Genomic DNA, 23,921 nt, shown 5'->3' on the forward strand with positions numbered 1-23,921 from the left:
CTGTCGTTATTTGAACGCGAGATTGACGCGCTTGTTCATCTTGCCCTTGCTCTCGATCTTGACGATCTCGACCAGGCCGATCTCCGACGTGTTGCGGACATGGGTCCCGCCGCAGGGCTGCAGATCCACGCCGGCAATATCAAGCAGGCGCACCTTGCCCTGTCCGCTCGGCGGCTTCACCGACATGGTGCGCACCAGTTCCGGCCGCGCCGCCAACTCCTCGTCGGCGATCCAGCGCGGCACCACGTCATGATTGCCGGCGATGAGCGCGTTGAGCGCCTCGGTCAGCACCACCTTGTCCAATGTCGTTTCCGGTGCGAGGTTGAAATCGAGCCGGCCCTTGCCGTCGCTGATCTGCCCGCCGGTCACATCGCCCTTGATGATGCTGCACAGCAGATGCAGGCAGGTATGCATGCGCATCAGGCGGTGTCGCCGATCCCAGTCGATCTCGGCCCGGATGGCCATGCCGGGGCCGGGCAGGGCGCTGCCCTCGGCTGGGATATGCAGGATTTCGCCGGGTTCGGCGCCCTTGCGGGTGTCGATGATCTCGATTGTCTGGTCGCCGAAATAGATGCGCCCGGTGTCACCCGGCTGGCCGCCGCCCGTCGGATAAAAAACGGTGCGGTCCAGCCGAATGCCCTCGGCACTGCTGGCGACCACAGTGGCCTTGCATTCCTTCAGATAGGAATCGTCGCGAAACAGTTCTTCCATCCCGATTGGCGCTTCTTGTTGTTGTGGCACCAATCATAGGTGCCGCGCCTAGGCGGTCAAGCGACGCACCGTCCCAACTGCGAATTACAGCCAGCCCGGGGTCGGCAGGCCTTTCGACAGCAGGAAGGCCGGGTTGAACAGCTTCGATTGATAGCGCGTGCCGAAATCGCACAGCACCGTGACGATGGTATGACCAGGCCCCAGTTCCTTGGCAAGGCGGATAGCCCCCGCCACATTGATGCCGGACGACCCGCCCAGGCACAGCCCTTCCTCGCGCAGCAGGTCGAACACGATCGGCAGCGCTTCGGCGTCGGGAATCTGGTAGGGGCAATCGACCTGCATACCCTCGATATTCTTGGTGATACGGCCCTGACCGATGCCCTCGGTGATCGATGAGCCTGAGGATTTCAGCTCACCTGTCTTGAAATAGCTGTAGAGCGCTGCCCCCTCCGGATCGGCGAGGCCGATCTTGACCTTGGGGTTCTGCGCCTTGAGGAACATCGAGACGCCAGCCAGCGTGCCGCCGGTCCCGACGGCGCAGACGAAGCCATCGACCTTGCCGTCGGTCTGCCGCCAGATCTCCGGGCCGGTGGTGCGGTAATGGCCCATCCGGTTGGCGACATTGTCGAACTGGTTGGCCCAGATGACGCCGTTGGGATTGCTCTCCTTCAATTCCTCGGCGACGCTTTCCGAAACACGCACGTAATTGCCGGGATCCTTGTAGGGCAGCGCCGGAACCTCACGCAGCTCTGCGCCAGCCAGGCGCAGCATGTCCTTCTTCTCCTGGCTCTGGGTTTCCGGGATGATGATCAGTGTCTTGTAGCCACGCGCATTGCCGACGAGTGCGAGGCCGATGCCGGTATTGCCGGCGGTCCCTTCCACGATCAGGCCGCCTTTGCGGATCAGGCCCTTCTCCTCGGCATCCTGGATGATGGCGAGGGCGGCGCGATCCTTCACCGAGCCGCCGGGATTGAGGAATTCCGCCTTGCCCAGGATGGTGCAGCCGGTCTGCTCCGACGCCTTTTTCAGCTTGATGAGCGGTGTGTTGCCGATCGTATCGACAAAGCCCTGGCGGAAATCCATCATAATCCTCGTAGAATGCAAGCGTTGGTGTGAAACCTAGGCGCTTTGTGGGGGCCATTCAAGGGCCAGTGCCGGCCCATCGAATAAGCCAGCCTTTTCAGGCGGCTATCAGCTCGAACTTGTCCACATCGACCAACCCCAGATCGGTAATCTTGAGGTGGGGAATGACAGGCAGGGGCAGGAAGGCCATCTGCAGGAAGGGCTCCGCGAGCGGACAGCCGAGTTCCTTGACCGCCCGGCGCAGCGCCTTGATCTCGGGCGCCACGGGCCGGAAATCCCGGTCGCTCATGAGGCCGGCGAGGGGCAACGGCATTTCGGCCAGCACCTTGCAGCCATGGGCGAGCACGAAGCCGCCGCCCAATTCAATGAGCCGGTTGACCGCCACCGCCATGTCCCGATCGTCGCTGCCGACGACGCAGACATTGTGGCTATCATGTCCGATAGAGGAAGCGATGGCGCCTTGCGGCAGCTTCAGCCCTTTGACGAAGCCGCGCCCGACCGATCCCGATTTGCCGTGGCGCTCCAGCACGCAGACCTTGATTACGTCATTGGCGAGGTCGACCAGCCGCTCGCCATTGCGATAAGGCAGCGACATGGTGAGGAAGTCGGTCAGCACCTGACCCTCACGCAGGCCGATCACCGGCCCGGTCGGACCGTTCGCCGGCACGCGGAAAATAGAGGCGTCGACTTTCTTCAACTTCACCGAGGCATAGCCGATCGGCGCCGGCATCCTGCGCGCATCGAACAAGGCATCGTCGACCAGCCGGCCGCCGGCAATCACTTGAGCGACATCGCAGCTATCGAGATCGTTGAGCAGCACGATATCAGCGCGCTGCCCCGGCGCGATGAGGCCGCGATCGGTAAGACCGAAGCCCCGCGCTGCCGACCAGGTGGCAAGGCGATAGACATCGGCCACCGGCGCCCCCGCCTTGATGGCACCCCGGATGAGATGATCGATATGGCCTTCCTCGGCGATATCGAGCGGGTTGCGGTCATCGGTGCAGAACCCCAGGAACGGCGCCGTCGTCGTGCTGATGATGCCGGAGAGGGCCGCCAGATCCTTGCAGGCGCTGCCTTCGCGGATGAAAACCTGCATGCCCTTGCGCAGTTTCTCCCACGCCTCGGCAGCACTCGTCGTCTCATGGCAATTGCGGATGCCGCAGGACAGGTAGGCGTTGAGTTCGTAGCCTTTCATCAAGGGCGCATGGCCGTCGATATGCCCGTCCCAGAAGGCCTCGATCTTGTCCATCACCTCCGGCACCTTGTGGAAGATGCCGGGCGCGTTCATGAACTCGGCGAGGCCGATGACCTTTGCGTGGTTCCGATAGGGCACGAGATCGGCTGCCAGCAAGCGACCGCCCGCCGTCTCCAGATGCGTCGCCGGCACGCAGGATGAAAGCTGCACGCGGAGATCCATCGCGGTCTCCTCGGCGCTATTCAGGAAGAACTCAAGCCCGTCCTTGCCCAGCACATTGCAGATCTCATGGGGATCGCAGATCGCCGTCGTGGTGCCGCGCGGCAGCGCACAGTGATCGAACTCGGCGGGGCCGACCAGGCTCGATTCCACATGCAGGTGACAATCGACAAAACCCGGCACGGCGATGAACAGCCGACCGTCGATCTCGCGTTTGCCGCGATAGCTTTCATAGGTGCCGACGATGCGGTCGCCGCAGATGGCGATATCGCCCTGCGCGATCTCGCCCGTCACCACATTGAGGAACCGCGTATTCTTGATGACCAGATCGGCTGGTTCCCGTCCCAATCCCTGGTCGATGCCGCGCTCGATCCGTTGCCGCAGATTGCTCATACCGCTTCTCCTGTGGCGAAGAAGCCTAGCATGGCTGGCGGTAGCGGCAATAGTGACGGTGGCGGAAGATCCTACCCCTTCCGGTGCTTCTCGCGGCTCCGGGCCAGGAACACCGATGCTTCACCGGCGGGCAGGGGCTTTGAGTAGAGATAGCCTTGGCCGAACTGGATGCCGAGGCGCTTCAGCTCGGCCGCTTGTTCCTCCGTCTCGACACCTTCCGCCACGACGTCGCGTTCCAGGATGTGGGCGAGGCTCGCGATAACCCGCACGATCTCCAACCCTTCGCGGCTGTCGGTGATGCGCATGACGAAGGATCGATCCACCTTCAGCGTATGGAACGGGAAGCGGTGCAAATGGCTGAGCGAGGAATAGCCGGTGCCGAAATCGTCGATCGAGACCTTGCAACCCAGCGCGATGATCCGGCGCAGCACCTCGGTGGTGCGCTCCGGATTGTCCATGATCAGGCTCTCGGTGATCTCGAGCTTCAGGGCATGGGGCGGGATGCCCGTCACCTTGAGTGCGCGCTCGATATCCTCGACCAGACCCACGGCCGCGAACTGCTTGCCCGACACGTTGACCGCGATCTGCGGCGGATCACCTTCCGCCGGCATCCAGTTGGCGATCTGGCGCGCTGCGTCCATGATCGACTTGCGGCCGATATCGATGATCATGTCGGTATCTTCGGCGAGCGGGATGAAATCGACCGGCGAGATCAGGCCACGCTCGGGATGGCGCCAGCGGATCAGCGCCTCGAAGCCATGCACATGGCCGCCCTTGAAGTCGATGATCGGCTGGTAGAACAGTTCCAACTGGTCGCCGGCGATGATGGCGCGCTTGAGGTCGGCCTCCAGGCCGAAGCGCTTCATGGCCGATTGATGCATGCTCTCCTCGAAACGCACGACCTGCCCGCGGCCCTGCGCCTTGGCGCGATATAGGGCGAGGTTGGCGTCGCGCAGCAACTCATCACCGGCCGCACCCGCGGCCTGCGATGCCAGCACATAACCGATGGAGGCTTCGATATCGATCTGCCGGCCTTCGATCTCCATATGCCGGCCGAGCACCGTCTTCAGCGTGATGATCAGCTCTTCGACATTCTCCTCGACATTGCCGGCGATGAAGCGGGTTACGGCATATTCGTCCTCGCCGAGATGAGCCAGCGTATCGTCCGGGCGCATCGCTTCCTCCAGGCTGCGCGCCAGCGTGATGAGGATGTCATCGCCAAGTTTCTGGCCCAGCGTCTCATTGTAGTGGCCGAAACGGTCGATATCGAGAATCGCCACCACCACGTCGGCATTGGGGTCCTTGGCCCATAGCTGCAGCGCCTGGTCGGTCCGTTCGATGAGCAGGGCGCGGTTAGGCAGACGTGTGAGATGCGAGTGGAAGGCGTTGAACAGCAGATCCTGCTCGGCCTTCTTGCGCCCGGAAATGTCGGTCATCGAGCCGGCAAAGCGCGTGGACTTGCCGCTTGCGTCGCGCACCGCCATGCCGCGGATGGCGACCCAGCGGTCGCTGCCTTCACCGTGGCGCATCCGCAGTTCCTGCTCGAAATGGGTCGAGCTGCCCTTGAGATGCGCATCGATGGCTGCGCGCATCAGGTCGATATCGTCACGGTGCACACGGTCGAACCAGTCGCCGGGTTGGCCGGACATGCGGTCGGCGCGCAGGCCCAGCATCTGCTGCCAGCGGGCCGAGGTATAGAAGCTGTTATGAACGAGGTCCCAATCCCACAGCCCGTCATTGGCGCCGCGTGCGGCCAGCGCATATCGCTCCTCGCTCTCGCGAAGTTCGATCTCGGCCTGCCGGCGACTGCGTTCCTCGGCAATCGTGCGCATGGCCATCTGGGTAACGGCGTTGAGCGCGATCGACAGCACGGGATAGAACACATCGATCCAGGCGAACTGCCAGAACAGCAAGTAGTAGGTCAGTGCACACCATGCTGCCGCAACGCCGATGTTGACCGTGATGGCGCTCCCGGAGGGCATGGTCCGTGAGAGGAGGGCGCTGAGCCCGCCGAGCAGCAAAACTGCCGCCACGCTGACATCGAGTGTCCAGCCCGAACGGGTGATCGTGCCACCATGGATCAGGCGGTCGGCGACGGTGGCGTGACGCTCGACGCCAGGGAGAGTCGGATCGAAGGGGGTGCGAAAGAGATCTGTCCCGCCGAGGAAACCCGTGCCGAACAGGACCAGCTTTCCCTTGAAGATGTCGGGCTGAAGGCGCCCGCTGATGACGTCGGCAAAGGAAACGGTCGGAATGGTGCCACCGGGGCCGAAGTAGTTGACCACGATGCCATTCGGAAATTTGTCGGGATCGGTCAAGCTGATCAGCGGAATGACGCGACCGCCCAGATGAAGATTGTGGGCGGTGAGATCGGCGGCCACGTCTGTCCAGGGCGTATCCAGGAAGGCGGCCGCAGACGCGACCGAGAGCGGGGCGAAGCAAGCATCCTTGAAATAGGTGATCAGATATTCAAAGCGCGGTGCACCGTCGACATCGAGGGCGACATTGACACTGCCGCCGAGACGCGCCGCCTTGGCCAGGCTCGGGATCGGGCTTTGCAGTCGTTGTTCGATCTGCCGGGCTAGCTCAGGCGTGCAACCTTTGGTGCGCGCATAGGCCCAGTCCTCGATGTAGTCGGGCAGATCGACCGAGCCGGAATCCGGCGAGTAGGCGAAGGGCATGATGACGTTTCCGGCCCTGGCCAAGGCCTCGGCCATGATGACGTCAGGCGCCGCGGCAGTCGCAAGACGTGTCGCTTCCTGTCCAACTGGGCTGTCGGCCGGTTCATTGTTGGCGGCGGCCGCCAGAACCTTCCGCACTTCGGCGGGTAAATCATATTCTGGTTCGAGATAGAGATAGTCGAGGCCGATCGCCTTGGCGCCCTGATCGGCCACGCGCTCGATCGCCTGGGCCTGCACGGTGCGACTGACCGGCCAGCGGCCGAAGCTGCGGATCGACGCCTCGTCATAGACGACGATGATGACATCGCCGCTCGGCTGCTCGACGCCACGCATCAGAAAGCGCCAATCAAGCGTCAGCCGCTCGATCCGCTCCAACTGCGCGGGGGCGAGGATGTTAAGGAGGGCGACCAAAACTGAAACGACTGCGCCGGCAATAAGGGAGCCACGCACAGCTTTGCTCAGGCGCTGCCATTTGTGGCGTAACGCGCGTTCCGGCCGGTTGCTTGTGTCTGGCGTTGTCTCGTTCAAACCGGCCGATTCCCGCTGCAATTTGTTGAGAATAATGGGCTTGTTCTCAATGCGAACTCAACTCCCTCTCACGCGCATTTTAGTTAAAATCAGCATGAGCTCACATTTTAGGGGTATGGTTAATCAATACTTTATAGGCACAACAATATGATTATATAGATTATAATCAATTAGTTATATGGCGCTTCTAATCTTGAGTATCAGAAATGACTCGGTCCAGGCATTATTTGACTAGGGATTGCGGGATGGAATCGATTCGACTAGCTTTTAAACAGTATTTTATGTGTTGCAGCGCAAAGGGATGAGCGCAGCTATGAGCCAGACCGAGACCAACGATCAGAACATCGACGAAACCGGCGCCAGCGCGCAGGCGGCGAGCGATCAGTTCTCCTTGAATCTCACCGACCTGCTGCCGGACGCGAACGGCGAGATTGTCATTCTCAACGAGGGTGATGACCCCTGCCTCAACATCGTGACCGATCTGCGGCTGCTGGAAAGCGGCATCGCGGACGCGCATGTCACCGATGGCGGCATAGAAGTGAAGGGCCTGCAGTACTGGGTGTTCGAAGACGGCACCAAGCTCTATTACTCGCCCGGCCTCAGCATTTCGGTTGATCACCCGATCGCCTAATGGAGTGCCTTAGGTAGGCCAGACCGCAGTATAATCCGGTTTGACTCTGTTGCCCGAGGCCAGTCCTCAGGGCAAATCGTGTTCATCCTCATCTGTATTGTCCAGCAATTCCGTGATCGGACTAAGCGACGAACGTAGCCGTTTGCGGCGCATCAGCTTGTCCTGGGCAGCCGGCGGAAAGTCCGTGAGCATGACCAGGTTCTTGGTCAGCAGGATGTCGGTCAGATCCTCATAGACACGAATCATGTCCAGATCGGACTGCAGCATGGCTGGCTTTTCGGCACTGCTGACAGGTAGTTGCGCCACGTTCTGCTGCATGAAGGCCTGCACGGCAGGATGGGTGGGCGGCAGATATTCCTCTGCCCCCGCAGACATTTCGCGGTAGATGGCCAGGACTTGGCCGCTCCCGTCCCGCATCACAAAAGGCATAATTGAACCCCCAAGGGAGAATGTGACGCTATTCTAGCCAGTTGCGAGGCTTGCCTGAAAGCACAAATGAGCCTCTAGCCATTTAGGCTCCAGTTGTGTCACACTGATATGTGCGCTGACGGATGGGGGACCTGTCGTGCGTTTGGCCCTTGGCTGAACGCCAGTGCGCAGGTCTACGTTTCTGTCGCACCGAGTTCAGCCAGCATCAAGGGGTCGCGCGGGATGGAGTTGCAACGTGAATCGTCGGCGGCATTAGCGAAGTCGCTGCCGGATCCGAAACTGGTGCATCGAGTCGTTCAATATCGCGGCCGGCGCTATTCTCTGAAACTGGATCAAGCCTCCTGGGCGGCGCTGGAGCAGGCCGCGGCGCGCAAGCGTATGCGCCTGAATCAGCTGGTCGACGAACTCTCGACCGCCACCAATCACGAGGGCAATTTCTCCGCGACCGTGCGGGCGCAATGCCTAGCAGAACTCAAACAACAGATAGCTGACCTGGAAGACCGGGTCCGCCAGCAATCCATGTCGGGGCAGGGCGTTTCCGCCTCCCTTATCGCCGATGCCTGTCCGGTGCCGGCCTTCGTTGCCAATGGCCACAGCGTGATGCTGAAAGCCAATTCGGCTGCGCAAAAGTGGTTGGGCCTGGGGGAATCGGCTCTTGTTGGTAAGCCGCTTGACCAGTATTTCCAGGTAAAATCCTCCCTGCCGCTCAACCAGATTGTCGAACAGTTCGCACAGGGCCGAAATCAGGTCTATCCGGCGCGAATTGTGTGCTTGCGCCCAGGGCGATTGATCATGGCCAAGGCCAATATCTGGTCCGATTCTGCGCCGGGCAGAAGGGGACCTGGCCTACGTCCTCATGATTGAAATAGCTTGATTTTCTGAGGGTGGCGGCGTGATGCCGCCGCCGGCAACCTATCCTTGCACAACGGCGCCCGTGACAATGCTGTATGTTTGCAAGACGAATTTATTCCAAATTTACCCAAAAAACAAACCAGCGCACACCATCGTATATGGATTGCTGAAGAGCGGCCGTTGAGCGCCCCGGCCTTCGCTCTTATTGTCCCATCATCACTGAGGGGCTAGCGGTTTATTCCGTCAATTCTGAAGAACCGCTGTTCCGCCCCGCCTCATAGTTAACCGACCATTGGAGCGAGCTATGGCCACGGACAACACCACCAACCAGACCGAAACTGCCAACAACGCCTCCACCGTCCACGAGAGCGACGTCGAGCAGGTTCATTTGACCCAGGCCGGTACGCCGGTACAGGTCCAGGTCCCGCAGGGCCAGAATGTGGTTCGCGTCCAGGTGACCCCTGGCGAAACGGTTGAATTGCCGTTCCCGGCCGATGGTCTGGTGGCGCGTCTTGCCGATGGCAATCTCGCGGTAAAGGTCGGTGACGTCACGGTCATCCTGCTCGGTTACGAAGAGGCGATCGGCCAGGGCGAAGTCAACATCATCGGCAGCAATGGCGTGCCGGTCGACGTGGCCGCGGTCATCGCCGCGACCGACCCCAATCTCGACATTCAGACGGCCGCTGGCCCGGCCGCTGGTGACCAGGGTACTGGCGTGGACAACAATGGTGGTTTGTTCACCCCGTTCGACCCCAATGCCGGCATCGGTGGCCTCAACGCGATCGGCGGTCTCGACCCGACAGCCCTCAACTACAACCTCATCAACCGCGAATTCATCGAGATCATCGAAGCTGATGAAGTCGACACGACGCCGACCGTCGTCAATATCACCCAGGCTCCGCCGGTTAACGAGGACGATTTCCACGGCTGGCAGTGCGCTGAGGACCTGATTGATCGCCTGAATCCCAAGGAGCCGATTGAACTCTCCCGCTCTGAAGGGCAGCAGGAAATCGCCGTGCCGCAGCAGCCGCTGTGGACGATCGGCAAGTTCTACGATGACGGCAACGATCCGTTCGACACCAAGGATCACGAAGAAGGCAGCCAGACTGACTTCAACCCGAATTTCGGCGTACCGGGGCAGAGCGACTTCTTCCCCTGGATCTCCGATGACAACAATGGCCCGTGGTGGGGTGGCATTGACCAGGACCGCGAACCGCTGTCGGTCACCGCGACGGTCGAAGCGAACTTCGTCGCCGACCTGCCGGGCAAGCTGGTCCTCGACGCCAACGGTAACGGCATTGATGACGGCGCGGGCGACGTTCCGCAGAGCGATGTGTTGGTAGCCAAGGGTCTCACCTCGCACGGCCACGAACTGACCTACAAGCTGCTGCCGGAAATCCCGGAGAGCGCGCCCGGCGCCAATGACGGCCAAGGCCAGATGGTGGTTGCCTATTACACCGTCCAGCATTGCGGCCAGGCGCTCAACGTCGTGGTCTTCACGATCGGCGTCGATGACGACGTGGTCAACGCTGGCGAAACCAACCCTGCCGGCAATGCCGAGTTCGGTCTCAGCTTCACCATCTATGGCGTCGTCGATCATCCTGAAAAGGGCGGCGGCACCGAAGAAGGCAATGGCATCGAGGACATCCTCAAGATCGAAGTGCCGTTCTTCCTGCAGGACAGCGACAGCCCGCCGGTCCCGAGCGACTTCCCGCAGCCGCTGGAATTCCAGGACATCGACGACATGCCGTTCCTGGGCGAAGTCTGCTACGCCAGCTTCTGCGGCTTCGATGTTCCGATCGCCATCACCAAGGCGAATCTGACCATCGGTCACGACGAAACCCCGGGCGACCAGTCGACTCCCTATGACTCGGATCTGCAGAACAATCCGGGCCCGGACCAGCAGACCGACGACGTCGATGGTTGGCTTGGCAATATCCTGACCTGGAAGGCCGACGACCAGCTCGACGACATCGCCGGTGGCGAGGCCAGCGGCGAAGACGTCAACATCGGCTATCAGCAGGACATTCTTGCGCAGCTGTCGAACGAGTTCCTCAACAACGGCAATTTCTGCGCCGATCCGCTGGGCGTCGCCAAGACCTACCTCGACGTCAGCTTCGGCGCCGACGGCAAGGCCAAGGGCAACGACCAGGCCGGCAATACCCTGTTCAACCAGGACAACGATGCCGGCGAAGGCACCGACAACAGCCAGAAGACCTATGACTCAGACGGCAACCTCATCGGCAACGATGACGGCGGCACCGACAAGCAGGCCTTCGAACTGTTCATGAAGAACACCAATGGGGAAAGCGAAGGCGCCGGCGAGGTGCTCAACAAGTCGGCCACCAACTGGACCATCTCGGTCATGGTGAATGGCGAGCCGGTGACGATCACCGTCTATGCGTTCCAGCTCGACGCCAACACCATCATCGGCATGGCCTCGCCCAGCAATTTCGAGGGCGAGCCGGAAGGTCCGCAGGAATCCTTCGCGCTGCAGGGCGCTGTCGGCAACGACTATTGCGGCCTCGACGGCGAAGGCGACGCGATCCCCGTGTTCATGCTGCGCCTCGATCCGCAGAGCGGCCAGCTGGTGTTCGTGCAGTATCACCAGATCAACAACCCGGACGGTGGCAACGCCGCGCACCCGGATTGGGATCAGTCGAGCAACGACCCGATCCATCTCTATGATGCCGACGGCAACGCCCTGGTGTTCTTCCAGGCCACTGATTTCGACGGCGACACCGTTACCTCGCAGCTCGAAGTCTCGGTCATCGACGATGCCCCGGACGCCAAGGACGACCAGGTCTATCTCGACGAAGAGAATGCCGGCGCCGGCGGCTACAACACCGTCAGCGGCAATCTGGTGCTCGGCATCGGCAACGATGACGTGAACTGGAACAACAACGGCAAGGACAAGCTGTCGGTCGATCACGACCACACCATCCCGGCGCTGAAGTACGGCAACTCGACCATCACCTTCAACTTCGCCGCCGACACGTTCAACGTGACCGGCACGGATGCGAAGAACGTCACCTTCGACGGCCACACCGTCGAATTCGACACCCCCTATGGCCACTTCAAGGTCGTGGTCGATGCCAACAATCCGGACCCGGTTGCCCCCGGCGACAATTCGTTCGAGCCCTGGGAACTCGGCTACTACGAGTACACCAGCAACCCGGGCAACAATTCGGACAAGGACCAGTACGGTCTGGCGCCGACGGCCAACGGCACGGAAGATCCGGTCGGCGGCAACGACGCCCAGAAGATCGCCAACGTCCTGTCGAAGTACAACGGCATCCAGATCACCAACAATTACGACAACGACAGCAACGACTCCAATGATTGGGGCCTGAAGACGATCGATGCCGACGGCAAGCATTACACCGGCATCGGTGTGAAGCAGGGCATCGACGGCGGCGAAACCGACATGAACGGCAACGGCAACGTCGCCGAGGAAATGATCACCATCCGCTTCCCGAACGATGTCGACGCGGCCAAGATCACCGTGGGCGCGCTGTTCGACGGCCAGCTTTATGACAGCGGCAATGCCGAAGCGCTGAAGTGGGAAGCCTGGGACGGCAACACCAAGGTCGGCGAAGGCGTCATCTACGGCGGCAAGAGCGGCCTGGTCGAGTTCTTCATCAACCTCGACAATGATTTCGACAAGGTGACGTTGAAGCCGCTCGACAATGGCGCCGGCAACAACGGCAACAATTCGGACTTCCTGCTGGTTGGCGTGAAGACCTGCGACGAGCTCTGCATCACCGAGCAGCTGCAGTACAAGCTGCAGGATGTCGACGGCGATTACGACACGGCGAAGCTCACCATCGACGTGCTCGACGGCGAGCCGAAGATCACCTCCTGCGACTATGATCTCAACGTCACGATCGACGAAGACGGCCTGCCCAAGGGCAACAACAACGACGTCAACAACCCGGCCGGCGACTGGGCCGACAATGTCGGCGGCGACAACGGCCCGGGCGATGCCGATGGCAGCGAAGCCACGGCTTCCGGTCATATCTCCTACAACCTCTATGCCGACGGTCTCGGCGGCGTGTTCCTGTCCTCGAGCAGCTCGCTCACCACGCTTGATGGCAAGTCGGTCACCTGGGCCTGGGATCCGACCCTCAGCCGCCTGGTCGGCTATGCGACCCCGGATACCGACCGTATCGTGGTCGAGGTGCTGGTCACCGGCATCACCGACACGGGCTTCGACTTCAAGGTCGTGCTGCACGAGGCGGTCGACCATCCGCAGAACTCGTATGAGGACAACCTCTATCTCGAGATCAAGGCGAGCGTCACCGACAAGGATTGCGACGTCGACACCGCGATCATCCAGGTGAAGATCGACGACGACGTGCCGACCATCACGCGGCAGAGCTGCACCAACCTGGTGGTCAACGGCAGCTTCGAAGACCTGGGCGGCCAGAGCTTCGAGGGTGCGCGCGGCAACTGGGACGTCTTTGCGGCGATCCCGGGCTGGAAGAGCGGCATGTCCGACGACCAGAACAACATTCCCAATGGCGGCAGCTTCGCTGGCCTGGAGATTCAGGCCGGTGCGGTGACCCCGGCCAGCCATGGCAACAACCTGCTTGAACTGGACTCGGACTCCACCAACGAGAACCAGCAGGAACCGAACGACACCAACACCTACGCCTATCAGGACATCACCGGCACGGTCGACGGCGCCAGCTACCTGCTGAGCTTCGACTACCAGCCGCGCGTCCACACGCCGGGCACCAACACCAACGACGTTGAAGTCTGGTGGGACGGCGTCAAGATCGCGACCCTTTCGGGCGACACCGCCGGCTGGACCAACTACCAGTTCGTGGTGCCGGGCGATACGGGTGCCACGCGCCTGCTGTTCAAGGCGGTTGGCAGCGACGACACCAATGGCGGCTTCATCGACAATATCTGGCTCAGCTCCTGCGCCGTGGTCGACGAAGACGATCTTGGTGACGGTTCCGACAACAACAAGGAAAGCCTCACCGTTTCCGGCAACACCGGCGTCAACTTCGGCGCCGACGGCCCCGGCGGCTTCAGCGGCCTCAGCGTCCAGCCGGCGATCAAGTCGCATGGCGTGAACGTCAACATCGTCGCTGGTCCGGACGGCACCTTCTACGGCATGGCCGGTGCGACCAAGGTGTTCACGGTCGAGTTCACCAAGACCAATGGCGAATTCGACGGCAAGTACAAGTTCACGCTCAACAACGAGATCGACCATCCGGCGGGTCAGGGCGAGAACATCCTCGACCTCACCATCAACTTCACCGCCAAGGACAAGGACGGTGACGGTGTTGCCGGCACGATCGGCGTGAAGATCGTCGACGACCTGCCGACCGCTTCGGTGAACTCATCGGTCATGGTTGACGAGGACAACTTCACCAACGGCAACGACGCCTTTGCCGCCGGTTTGGGTGACGATGCCCAGGCGAACCTCACGGGGACCCTGGCGCATACCTACGGTGCCGATGGTGCGGGCACGACCTTGTTCAGCGGCTACACGGTGCCGGCCGGGTTCACCGCGGCCATCAGCAACGGCGGACTGACGCTGATCATCTCGCAGGGCGGCACGCCTGTTCTGCAGATCGTCCTCACCGATGCCACCGGCGGCGCCTATACCGTGACGCAGTTGGCGAAGATCAACCATGCGGACGGCGACAATGAGAACAACGTCGCCTTCACCATCAACTACGGCGTGACGGACCGCGACGGTGACGCAGTCCTCGGCAGCCTCGTCATCAACGTCGATGACGACGTGCCGGTGGTGGTCAACGACACCGATACCGTCACGACCTTCGGCGTGGCCGAAACCGGCAACGTTCTCACGAACGACCATGTCGGCGCCGATACGCCGGGCACCGTGGTGAGCTACATCGTCAACGGCGTCGAATATGCCGCCGACGGCGCCTCGCACGTGATCCCGACCGGCACCATCAGCATGGATGCCAATGGCAACTACAGCTACACCCAGACCTCGGGTGCGGCCGGCAGCTTCGTCGTGTCCTACACCATTCAGGACAATGACAAGGACCCGGCCTCTGGGACGCTGACGATGACCACGAAGGATCAGCCGATCCAGAACTTCATCGTGGTCGGCGAGAACGTGAACGACAGCAATGGTCAGACCACCGACCATCGCGTCGACAACTCGCCGAACAGCCCGGACGGCCCGATCGACGGTGCCGGCGGCAACGACGTTCTCATCGGCGATGTGGGCGGCAAGCAGACGATCATCCAGCCGGGCCAGAACTACTCCTTGGCCCTGGTCTGCGATACGTCGAGCAGCATGGCCGATGGTGGTCGCATGACCCTGATGAAGGCGGCGGTGACCAATTTCGTCAACCAGCTGCTGCCGCATAACGGCGTGCTCAACATCACCCTGATCTCGTTCGGCAGCACTGCCGCGACCGAGATCACGTTGACCCTGACCAACGGCAACCTGAACTCGCTGCTGCAGCAGATCGACGACCTTGAGGCCGGTCAGAATGCCGACGGCAACTTCGTGGCTTTCACCAACTACGAAGCCGCGATGACCTTGGCGAAGACCTACATGGACGGCCAGCCGGCCGGTCATGAGAAGCATGTCTACTTCATGACCGACGGTGTGCCGACAGCCTATAACGGCAACACGGACGGCGACGGCGATGGCAATACGGATCTCAACGAGATCCAGCCCGCGCTCAACGTCATCAACCCGTGGATGGTGGCCAACCCGCCGGTGCAGTTGCATGGTATCGGCATCACCAGTGCCGCCGATGCGAACCTGCTGCGCTACTTCGACAACACCAGCCTGCAGGTCGGCACGGTCAACACCGGTGTCCAGGGTGGCACGGTGACCGACAATTACGGTCAGCCGCTCATCATCAACAATGCCGACGAACTGACCTCGGCTCTGGTCAGCGGCGGCTCGACGACGACGGTCTTCCCGGTGGGCAATGATCTCATCAACGGTGGCGGCGGCAACGACGCCATCCTGGGTGACACCATCTTCTCCGGGTCGGCGGATGCCGGCTGGGCCAACTACATCATCGGCAAGGAAGCATGGACGCCGGAACAGCTCCGCGCCGACATCTACGCCAACCTCACCAGCAACAACCCGACCTACGCCGCTGAAGGCACGGTTGGTGGCAATGACACGGTCAATGCCGGTGCCGGCAACGACGTGGTCTTCGGCCAGGGTGGCAACGACACCCTGAACGGCGGCGACGACGATGATAAGCTCTTCGGCGGGTCGGGTACCGACACGCTGAACGGCGACAACGGCAACGACTATCTCGAAGGTGGTGCGGGTACCGACACGCTGAATGGTGGGGCCGGTAACGATACGATGGTCTATGACGGCCAAGACACCTTCAATGGTGGCTCTGGTTTCGACACGTTGAAGGTGTTGAGCCCGATCGACATCAACATCGACGACGATGGCGGTAGCGGAAACAACTTCATCGGTCGCGTTTCCGGCATTGATGCCATCGACCTGCGCAATGGCTCAGCAACGGACGACTTTGGCAATGACAGCCAAGACAATCCTCTGAGTGCAGCTGACGTCATCTCAATGAGTGATAGTGGCGTGCTCTACATCCTCGGCGATGGAAATGGTGAATCCAATGCCGGCGCCGATGACGAAGTTCGTCTCGATGGTAATTGGGCTCAGGGTTCGACTTTCACGGCGAACGACCCAAGCAACACCTTGATCCACGGTATCCAGTTCACGGCCTGGACCAACGGTGGCGCGACGATATACGTACAGACGACCGTCGACGTGGACAATAACGTCTAACCCTCCGATCTGAGGGGTTTGATCAGGGGCGGCCCTCGGGCCGCCCCTTTCTTTTTGCCCCAACCTCCCACCCTGATTCGCGCCGATGTCACATGGCAGCGAAACAACCCGTTAACCAAATCGGCCTAAGCTCTCTGTCTTGCGCGCGTGCAGCGAGGGGAGGGGGCTTGCTTGTCGGACCTGGAAAATGGCGGAAATGCCCGCTTTGGTGCAGCGCAATGGGCAAGCGCTCCGACTTTCGGCGCCATCCCTCACTTTTTCGCCAACACGTGTCACCGGTCACATAGCACCGCCTTACGTCGCCCAAAAAATATGGTAAAAGGCGCGCGGAACGGCCTGAAAGAATTGGACTTCAGCTGATGTCATCGAGCCCCACCGCCGGCCAGCCCGGCGCGAAACCAGCCACCACTTCCACCGCCGCCACCCCCTCGGGTGTGAAGCCGGCCCAGCCGACGGCGCCCGCCGCCGCGGCCCCGAAACCGACCCCGACACCAGCATCACCGCCGCAAGCCCAACCGGGCATTGCCAGCAACACGGGTAGCGCCGCCACGCCAGCAGCCGCGAATCCTGCCGCCGCCACAACTGCCGCCGGCGCCGGTGGCCCGGGCGCACCGACCCCGCCCACGGGTGTTCCAGCCGGCGCCGTCCCACCCGGCGCGCTGCCGCCCGGCATGAAGTTGAACATGAACCCGGTCGCGGCCGCCGCACCCGCCGGTCCGCCCGCCGAATATTCCGGTCCCGCGATGCGCGAGGATCCGCTGCTCTCCTGCCTGGTCATCCTCACCCGCATCTTCTCCAACCCGCGCTCGCCCGCGGCCATCGCCCATGGCCTGCCGATCTCGGATGAGGGGCTGACGCCGGATCTGTTCCTGCGCGCCGCCGACCGGGTCGGTCTCTCCGCCAACAAGGTCAAGAAGAAGCTCGACAAGGTCGATGCCATGACCCTGCCGGCCGTGCTGCTGCTGAAGGACCGCAAGGCCTGCGTGCTGCTGTCGCTGCCGCGCAACGGCAAGGTCGAGGTGGCGACGCCCGACACGATGGACGGTTCCCACAGCGTCGATATCGCGACCCTGGTCGAGATGTATACCGGTCAGATGCTGGTGGTGCGGCCCAAGATCCGCCTCGACACCCGCTCCTCCGACATGACCGAGGCCAAGGGCCGCAACTGGTTCTGGGCCAATGTGCTGCGCTTTACGCCGGTCTATCTCGAGGTGGTGATCGCGGCGCTGCTGATCAACTTCTTTCACCATCGGCACCTCGCTCTTCTCGATGCAGGTTTACGACCGCGCCGTGCCCAACAAGGCCGAAGAGACGCTGATGATGCTGGCCGCTGGCGTCATGCTGGTGTTCGGCTTCGACTTCATCCTGCGCACACTGCGCGCCTATTTCCTCGACATGGCCGGCAAATCCCTCGACCGCAAGGTCTCCTCGGCCCTGTTCCAGCAGATGCTCTCGATCCGCATGGCGTCCGGCCCGCAATCGGCCGGCGCTTTTGCCAGCAACATCCAATCCTATGAGAGTTTGCGCGACTTCTTCACCTCGGCCACCCTCTCGGCGATCATCGATCTGCCGTTCGTCTTCATCTTCCTGATCATCGTCTGGGTGATCGCGGGCGAAGTGGCGATCGTGCCGGCGGTGCTCATCCCGATCGTCATCGCGGTCAGCATCCTGGTGCAGTTCCCGATGAAGAAGGCGGTCGAACGCTCCTACCGCGAAAGCGCCCAGAAGCACGCGACCCTGGTCGAAGCCATCAACGGCCTCGACATGATCAAGGCCAGCTCGGCCGAAGGGCAGATGCAGCGCGATTGGGACGGCTATGTGGCGGCCTCCTCCGAATCGGCGAAGACCTCGCGCTTCTGGTCGACCATCGCCGTCAACTTCGTGATGATGTCCTCGAACCTCGCTTTTGCGGGCGTCATCATGGTCTCCTGCTACAAGATCTTCTATCACGACCCGGCCTCGACCGAGGCTGCGCTCACCACCGGTGCGATGGTGGCGGCCTCGATGCTCTCCGGCCGCGCCATGGCGCCCCTGGGCCAGATCGCCGGTCTCATCGTCCGCTTCCATCAATCCTGGACCTCGCTCCAGGGCCTCAACCGCATGATGGCGCTGCCCGTCGAGCGGCCGGTCGGCAAGGTGTTCCTGCGCCGGCCGCTGATCGAAGGCGCCATCGAGTTCCGCAACGTCCAGTTCAAATACCCCAACGCCCAGATGGCGGCCCTGGACGGTGTCTCGTTCCGCATCCAGCCGGGCGAGCGCGTCGGCATCGTGGGGCGCATCGGGTCGGGCAAGACCACCATCGAACGCCTGGTGCTGGGCCTGTTCGAACCGACCGAAGGCGCCGTGCTCATTGACGGCGCCGACATCCGCCAGCTCGATCCGACCGACCTTCGCCAGAGTGTCGGCTGCGTGCTGCAGGATCCGCATCTCTTCTTCGGCTCGGTCAAGGACAACATCACGCTTGGTGCCCCTTACGTCGACGAAGATTCCGTCATCCGCGCAGCGACCCTTGCCGGCGTCGACCAGTTCGTGCGCCAGCATCCGTCCGGCTACGACATGCCTGTGGGCGAGAACGGCCGCTATCTTTCCGGCGGCCAGCGCCAGTCGGTGGCGGTGGCCCGCGCCATGCTGCTCAACCCGCCCATCCTGCTGCTCGACGAACCGACGAGCTCGATGGACAATTCGACCGAGAATGCGTTCAAGGCCCGCCTTGGCGAAATCGCCCACGGCAAGACCATGCTGCTGGTGACGCACCGCAATTCCATGCTGTCGCTGGTCGATCGCCTGATCGTGCTCGACCGCGGCAAGGTGGTGGCCGACGGGCCGAAAGCGGGCGTGCTTGACGCCCTCATGAAGGGGCGCATCCGCGCCAACGAAGGCTGACCGACATGTCGATTACCAACAAAGACCTCTGGATCGATCCGGCGACCTCCGAGAAGGAAGGCACGCGCCTCTTTGGCCATCTGCTGCTCGGCGCCATCCTCATCGTCGCGATCGTGTTCCTCGTCTGGGCGAACTATGCCGTGCTCGACGTCATCACCCGGGGCGATGCCAAGGTGGTGCCCTCCAGCCAGACCCAGGTCATCCAGAGCCTCGATGGCGGCATCCTCGAAGATATGAAGGTGCGCGACGGCCAGACGGTCGAGAAGGGCGAGGTGATCCTGATCATCCGCAACGATACCGCGGTGGCGAGCCTCGCGGAATTGACGCAGCGCTTTTACATCGCCCAGGCCGCCATCGCCCGCCTGCAGGCCGAGATCGACGGCGTGAAGTCCGCCGACGAAATCCCGTTCCCGGCCGATCTGGTCGAAAAATATCCCGACAAGGTCGCCGCCGAGAAGGGCCAGTTCGTGGTGCGCGCGGCGCAGCTCCGCTCGCAACAGGCGACACTCAACGATGAAGTGGCCCAACGCCAGCAGGAAGTGCGCGCCATCGACACCAAGATCAAATCGGCCCGCAGCCTGATCGGCACGGCGCAGAAGCGCCTCAACAACCTCATAAAGCTGCGCGCGGCCGGTGGTGCCGGCGAGAACGAGGTGCTGGAAGGCGAACAGCAGGTCCAGCAGTTCCAGGCCGACATCGAAAACGCCCAGGCGGAACGGCCGGCAGCCCAAGCCGCTCTCCAGGCGGCCCAGTCTAAAATGGCCGAGGCTGTGCAGACCTACCGCGCTCAGGCCGCCCAGGAGATATCAAAGCACCAGACCGACCTCTCGACGGTGACAGAGTCGATGCGCGACGCCGGCGCCAAAGTGCGGCGGACTGAAGTCCTCTCGCCGGTCAAGGGCACGGTCAAGGACATCAAGATCAGGACCATCGGCGGCGTCATCCAGCCGGCCCAGGACATCATGGAAATCGTGCCGATCGAGGACAATCTCCTGATTGAGGCCAATATCCGGCCGCAGGACCGTGGTTTTATCGCCCCGGGCCAGCCGGCCAAGATCAAAATCACGGCCTATGACTTCTCGATCTATGGCGGTCTCGACGGCACAGTCGAAGATATCAGCGCCGATGCCATTGAAAATGAAAAGAAAGAGTTGTATTTCCGTGTACGGCTACGTACTGATCAGAACGTGCTTATCGGCAAGGAAGGGCAGGATCTCCCGATCATCCCCGGCATGACGGCTTCGGTCGACATCCTCACCGGTAAGAAAACGGTCCTAGAGTATTTGCTGAAACCGATCTTGAAAGCACGTGAGCAGGCGCTCACCGAAAGATAAGAAAAAGTTGCTGCATCAAAAGGCTAATTCAGGTAAAAAGCACCAAGTGGGAATTGCCTTAAGATATGATTAACCGGTAAACGCGTTGTCTTCCCAGCGCCGAATCGACAAGGTTCGTATGACTGGGGTCAGCTTTGGGGGTAGCGAGCATGATTGAAGTTACACGGACGCGCATCACGAAGGCGCTGCTGCTGGGTGCTGTGGTCGGTACGACCTTCGGTATCGGCGTGAATGGCGCACAGGCGATGTCGCTCAGGGAAGCGATCCAGCTTGTCGTGACGACCAACCCGACGGTTGGCGAGCAGGTCAAGAACCGCCGCTCGATCGACCATGAACTCCGTCAGGCGCGGGGCGCGTACCTGCCGCAGATCGACGCCGAATTCAACATGGGTCCGGAATTCTCGGAAAATGGCGGCGTCGATCATCCCGATGCGACCCTGAACCAGGGACCCCATGATCATGGCCGCGTGCTGTTCACCCAGAACGCCCAGATCAGCCTCCAGCAGCCGATTTTCGACGGCGGCCGGATCGACAGCGAAGTCGAACGCCAGATCGGCCGCGTGAAGTCGCAGGCCGAACGCATTCAGGACGAAGCCCAGGTGCAGTCGCTCGATGCCGTCGAAATCTATCTCGACGTGATCCGTCACACCGATCGCGTCGTCAACGCGGAAGACAATGTCCGCGCCCATGAGGAAATCCTCGGCCTGGTGCAGAAGCGTGCCGAACTCGGCGGCGGCAACATCGCCGACGTCCGTCAGGCCGAAGCCCGTCTCGCGACGGCGCGTTCCAGCCTCATCCAGATCCAGGGCGATCTGCGCAACGCGCAGGCGACCTTCCAGCGCGTCATTGGCCAGCCGCCGGCTGACCTCGAGCCGGTTGCCACCGGCGCCGACCTGCCGATCCCGGCGGATGTCGAGCAGTCGGTTGCCCGCGGCATGCAGGTCAACCCGAAGATCCTGCTTGAACGCCACGACATCCAGGTCGCCGAATCCGAGCTGGACATCGAAGAATCCGTCTTCTGGCCGCAGGTCGAACTGCAGCTGACCGGCAACACAAGCCAGCACGCCAATGGCCGTGAAGACAACACCTACAACGCCGCGGCGTTGGTCAATGTCCAGTACAACCTCTATCGTGGCGGCGCCGACATCGCCCGCTCGAAAGAGTTCAAGGAGCAGATCAACGAGCAGCTCGAACAGCTCCGTCAGCGCGAGCGCGAAGTCGAGGAAGACGTCCGCGTCTCCTGGGCCGACCGTCAGACGCAGCAGGAAAGCATCGCCAACCTCGAAAAGCAGGTCGATGCCAACCAGCAGACGAAGGACGTTTACCAGCAGCAGTTCGATATCGGCCAGCGCGGCCTGCTCGATCTGCTCGATGCCGCCAACGATCTGTTCTTGTCCAAGGACGATCTGGTTTCGGCCCGCGTCTTCGAGACTTTCGCGAACTACCGCATCATCGCCGCGCAAGGCGAGCTGGTGCAGTATGTCGGCGCAGAAATGCCGCTCGAAGCGACCCCGGACGAAGTCACCTACGCCGAATAAGGTCCGACGCTCCGGCGTCCGGCCTGCCGAGAACACCCGCAGCGCAAGCTGCGGGGTTTTTGCTTTGGCAGGTAGACGCGCACTGCGGATGCCTTCAGGAACGAATGCCCGTGATGATCGGAACAGGGCCTTCCGCAGGCAAGCCTGAATGGCTGGTTTCGGTGGTGCTGTATGGGGAAGGGTGTTTGGAGGCCCGGGCCGGAATCGAACCGACGTACGAGGATTTGCAGTCCTCTGCATGGCCACTCTGCCACCGGGCCTGCGGGCGCCGCCGGGGAAGCTCAAGCCGGCCGGCGCCGAAAGGCGAGCGCACGTATAGAGCCTGGACCGGGCCAGGGTCAAGTGTGGGAAATTGCCCTCAACCGGTAAACTGGCGGGCCGCATCTCGCTGTTACAATGGGGTGATTTTCACCCATTGGCGGCCAAGACCGCGTGCCCTGCCCGGCGGGGCTGCTTGTCGCATTGCGGCAATGCGGGTATAAATCTGACCAGATGGTTGGCGGCAAGAATCGCGCGTCCCGCATTGATGGCGGCAGCGACGGCGGCGCGACACCGGCCAGCGACGATGTGCGATTCCAAGGGGTACCAGATGGCGACGGCAGGAACGACGAACTCGGCGATGATGCGGACGGGCGCAAAGGACTATGCAGCGGCGCGTCGCTTCATGGTCGATGGCCAGATCCGCACCAACAAGGTCACCGATGAACGCTTGATCGCCGCATTGACCGAGCTGCCGCGCGAACGCTTCGCGCCCGGCGCCCTCCAGGCGCGTGCCTATATCGACGACGATCTGCCACTCGGCAATGACCGCTTCATGATGGAGCCCATGGTGCTGGCGCGCCTCGTCCAGGCGCTGCATGTGCAGCAAGGCCAGCGCGTGCTCGTGGTCGGCGCCAATACCGGTTATGGCGCAGCCTTGCTGGCGAGGCTGGGTGCATCCGTGACGGCGCTGGAAAGCGATCCCGCCCTCGCCGAACTGGCCCGTGCTTCGCTCGCCGGCAGCGGCGCTGCGGTCACGGTGGTAACCGGTCCGCTGCAGGAAGGCCATGCCGTCGGCGGCCCCTATGATGCCATCCTCATCGAAGGCGCCGTCGAGGAGATTTCGGCCCGCCTGATCGACCAGTTGAAGTTGAATGGCAAACTCGTAACCGTGCAGCGCGATGCGGCCGGCGGCGTCGGCCGCGCGATGCTGCTGACGCGGGCCGACAAGGCCGCTGCAGGTACGCGCGTCTTGTTCGATGCCAACACACCCCTGCTGACGGGTTTTGCGCGCGCGCATTCCTTCGCCTTCTGACGATCGTCATGGGGGCGGAGGAGCTTGAAATCGATGTGGCCCGGTTGCTCGATCTCATCGCTGCGGGCGCTGCACTGGAACTGCTCGATGTGCGTGAGCCGTGGGAGTACAAGCTTTGTCACATCGCCACCTCGCGCGCGATCCCGTTGGGAGAGTTGCAGGAGCGGAGCGATGAGTTGACGGACGACCGGCCGCTGGTGGTGATCTGCCATCACGGCATGCGGAGTATGAATGCGACCCTGTGGCTGCGGCGGCAGGGCTACGTAAATGCGGTGAACCTGTCTGGCGGCATTGATGCCTGGGCGCGCTTGGTCGACCCGACCATGGCGCGCTACTGATCAGGTAATGGGATAATTTCTTTCGGTTGAAA

14 protein-coding genes and 1 tRNA gene are annotated in these 23,921 nt (G+C 62.0%); 8 read left to right on the forward strand and 7 right to left on the reverse strand.

The window, feature by feature from the left end:
* Positions 1-6: 6 nt before the first annotated feature.
* From IPK59_02290 to IPK59_02305, 4 genes are all read right to left on the reverse strand, one after another.
* Positions 7-711 (reverse strand): alanyl-tRNA editing protein, encoded by a 705-nt coding sequence (locus IPK59_02290; GenBank protein MBK8157658.1) that lies wholly within the window; start codon positions 709-711, stop codon positions 7-9.
* An 84-nt stretch (positions 712-795) separates the two neighbouring features.
* Complete coding sequence (locus IPK59_02295; protein MBK8157659.1) at positions 796-1,794, reverse strand: cysteine synthase A; 999 nt, start codon at positions 1,792-1,794, stop codon at positions 796-798.
* A gap of 97 nt (positions 1,795-1,891) precedes the next feature.
* Positions 1,892-3,601, reverse strand: coding sequence for an adenine deaminase (gene ade / locus IPK59_02300; GenBank protein ID MBK8157660.1), 1,710 nt, complete (start codon positions 3,599-3,601; stop codon positions 1,892-1,894).
* A gap of 71 nt (positions 3,602-3,672) precedes the next feature.
* On the reverse strand, positions 3,673-6,810 hold the full coding sequence (locus IPK59_02305) for an EAL domain-containing protein (GenBank protein ID MBK8157661.1): 3,138 nt from the start codon (positions 6,808-6,810) through the stop codon (positions 3,673-3,675).
* Between the two features lie 313 nt (positions 6,811-7,123).
* Between IPK59_02305 and IPK59_02310 the strand changes: the two genes are divergently transcribed.
* Entirely contained in the window at positions 7,124-7,441 is a 318-nt protein-coding gene (locus IPK59_02310; protein ID MBK8157662.1) for a hypothetical protein, read from the forward strand.
* A 66-nt stretch (positions 7,442-7,507) separates the two neighbouring features.
* Here IPK59_02310 and IPK59_02315 read toward each other — a convergent pair whose 3' ends face one another.
* Positions 7,508-7,870, reverse strand: coding sequence for a hypothetical protein (locus tag IPK59_02315; protein ID MBK8157663.1), 363 nt, complete (start codon positions 7,868-7,870; stop codon positions 7,508-7,510).
* 222 nt (positions 7,871-8,092) lie between these two features.
* Between IPK59_02315 and IPK59_02320 the strand changes: the two genes are divergently transcribed.
* Positions 8,093-8,734: a ribbon-helix-helix domain-containing protein gene (locus tag IPK59_02320; protein ID MBK8157664.1), complete on the forward strand. Its 642-nt coding sequence runs from the start codon at positions 8,093-8,095 to the stop codon at positions 8,732-8,734.
* 292 nt (positions 8,735-9,026) lie between these two features.
* Positions 9,027-16,502, forward strand: coding sequence for a VWA domain-containing protein (locus IPK59_02325; GenBank protein MBK8157665.1), 7,476 nt, complete (start codon positions 9,027-9,029; stop codon positions 16,500-16,502).
* A 352-nt stretch (positions 16,503-16,854) separates the two neighbouring features.
* Here IPK59_02325 and IPK59_02330 read toward each other — a convergent pair whose 3' ends face one another.
* Complete coding sequence (locus tag IPK59_02330) at positions 16,855-17,187, reverse strand: hypothetical protein (protein MBK8157666.1); 333 nt, start codon at positions 17,185-17,187, stop codon at positions 16,855-16,857.
* A gap of 584 nt (positions 17,188-17,771) precedes the next feature.
* Here IPK59_02330 and IPK59_02335 point away from each other — a divergent pair.
* The 3 genes from IPK59_02335 to IPK59_02345 all read left to right on the forward strand — a co-directional run bounded on the left by IPK59_02335 (position 17,772) and on the right by IPK59_02345 (position 22,257).
* The gene (locus IPK59_02335; protein ID MBK8157667.1) at positions 17,772-19,385 is read left to right on the forward strand and encodes a type I secretion system permease/ATPase; all 1,614 of its coding nucleotides are present in this window, start codon (positions 17,772-17,774) and stop codon (positions 19,383-19,385) included.
* 5 nt (positions 19,386-19,390) lie between these two features.
* Entirely contained in the window at positions 19,391-20,719 is a 1,329-nt protein-coding gene (locus tag IPK59_02340; protein ID MBK8157668.1) for an HlyD family type I secretion periplasmic adaptor subunit, read from the forward strand.
* 149 nt (positions 20,720-20,868) lie between these two features.
* Positions 20,869-22,257, forward strand: coding sequence for a TolC family outer membrane protein (locus IPK59_02345; GenBank protein MBK8157669.1), 1,389 nt, complete (start codon positions 20,869-20,871; stop codon positions 22,255-22,257).
* A 186-nt stretch (positions 22,258-22,443) separates the two neighbouring features.
* Here the strand turns inward: IPK59_02345 and IPK59_02350 are convergent.
* A tRNA-Cys gene (locus IPK59_02350) sits at positions 22,444-22,517 on the reverse strand.
* A 362-nt stretch (positions 22,518-22,879) separates the two neighbouring features.
* Between IPK59_02350 and IPK59_02355 the strand changes: the two genes are divergently transcribed.
* Entirely contained in the window at positions 22,880-23,551 is a 672-nt protein-coding gene (locus IPK59_02355) for a protein-L-isoaspartate O-methyltransferase (GenBank protein MBK8157670.1), read from the forward strand.
* Between the two features lie 8 nt (positions 23,552-23,559).
* Positions 23,560-23,889: a sulfurtransferase gene (locus IPK59_02360; GenBank protein ID MBK8157671.1), complete on the forward strand. Its 330-nt coding sequence runs from the start codon at positions 23,560-23,562 to the stop codon at positions 23,887-23,889.
* Positions 23,890-23,921 lie beyond the last annotated feature (32 nt).

The sequence above is a fragment of the Rhodospirillaceae bacterium genome, assembly GCA_016712715.1.
In the GTDB taxonomy this organism is placed as follows: domain Bacteria; phylum Pseudomonadota; class Alphaproteobacteria; order Dongiales; family Dongiaceae; genus Dongia.

Coding starts and splice junctions, on each gene's coding strand:
- IPK59_02290 (MBK8157658.1), bottom strand. CDS start 711: ATGGAAGAACTGTTTCGCGACGATTCCTATCTGAAGGAATGCAAGGCC.
- IPK59_02295 (MBK8157659.1), bottom strand. CDS start 1,794: ATGGATTTCCGCCAGGGCTTTGTCGATACGATCGGCAACACACCGCTC.
- ade (MBK8157660.1), bottom strand. CDS start 3,601: ATGAGCAATCTGCGGCAACGGATCGAGCGCGGCATCGACCAGGGATTG.
- IPK59_02310 (MBK8157662.1), top strand. CDS start 7,124: ATGAGCCAGACCGAGACCAACGATCAGAACATCGACGAAACCGGCGCC.
- IPK59_02315 (MBK8157663.1), bottom strand. CDS start 7,870: ATGCCTTTTGTGATGCGGGACGGGAGCGGCCAAGTCCTGGCCATCTAC.
- IPK59_02320 (MBK8157664.1), top strand. CDS start 8,093: ATGGAGTTGCAACGTGAATCGTCGGCGGCATTAGCGAAGTCGCTGCCG.
- IPK59_02325 (MBK8157665.1), top strand. CDS start 9,027: ATGGCCACGGACAACACCACCAACCAGACCGAAACTGCCAACAACGCC.
- IPK59_02330 (MBK8157666.1), bottom strand. CDS start 17,187: ATGTTCAACTTCATGCCGGGCGGCAGCGCGCCGGGTGGGACGGCGCCG.
- IPK59_02335 (MBK8157667.1), top strand. CDS start 17,772: ATGCAGGTTTACGACCGCGCCGTGCCCAACAAGGCCGAAGAGACGCTG.
- IPK59_02340 (MBK8157668.1), top strand. CDS start 19,391: ATGTCGATTACCAACAAAGACCTCTGGATCGATCCGGCGACCTCCGAG.
- IPK59_02345 (MBK8157669.1), top strand. CDS start 20,869: ATGATTGAAGTTACACGGACGCGCATCACGAAGGCGCTGCTGCTGGGT.
- IPK59_02355 (MBK8157670.1), top strand. CDS start 22,880: ATGCGGACGGGCGCAAAGGACTATGCAGCGGCGCGTCGCTTCATGGTC.
- IPK59_02360 (MBK8157671.1), top strand. CDS start 23,560: ATGGGGGCGGAGGAGCTTGAAATCGATGTGGCCCGGTTGCTCGATCTC.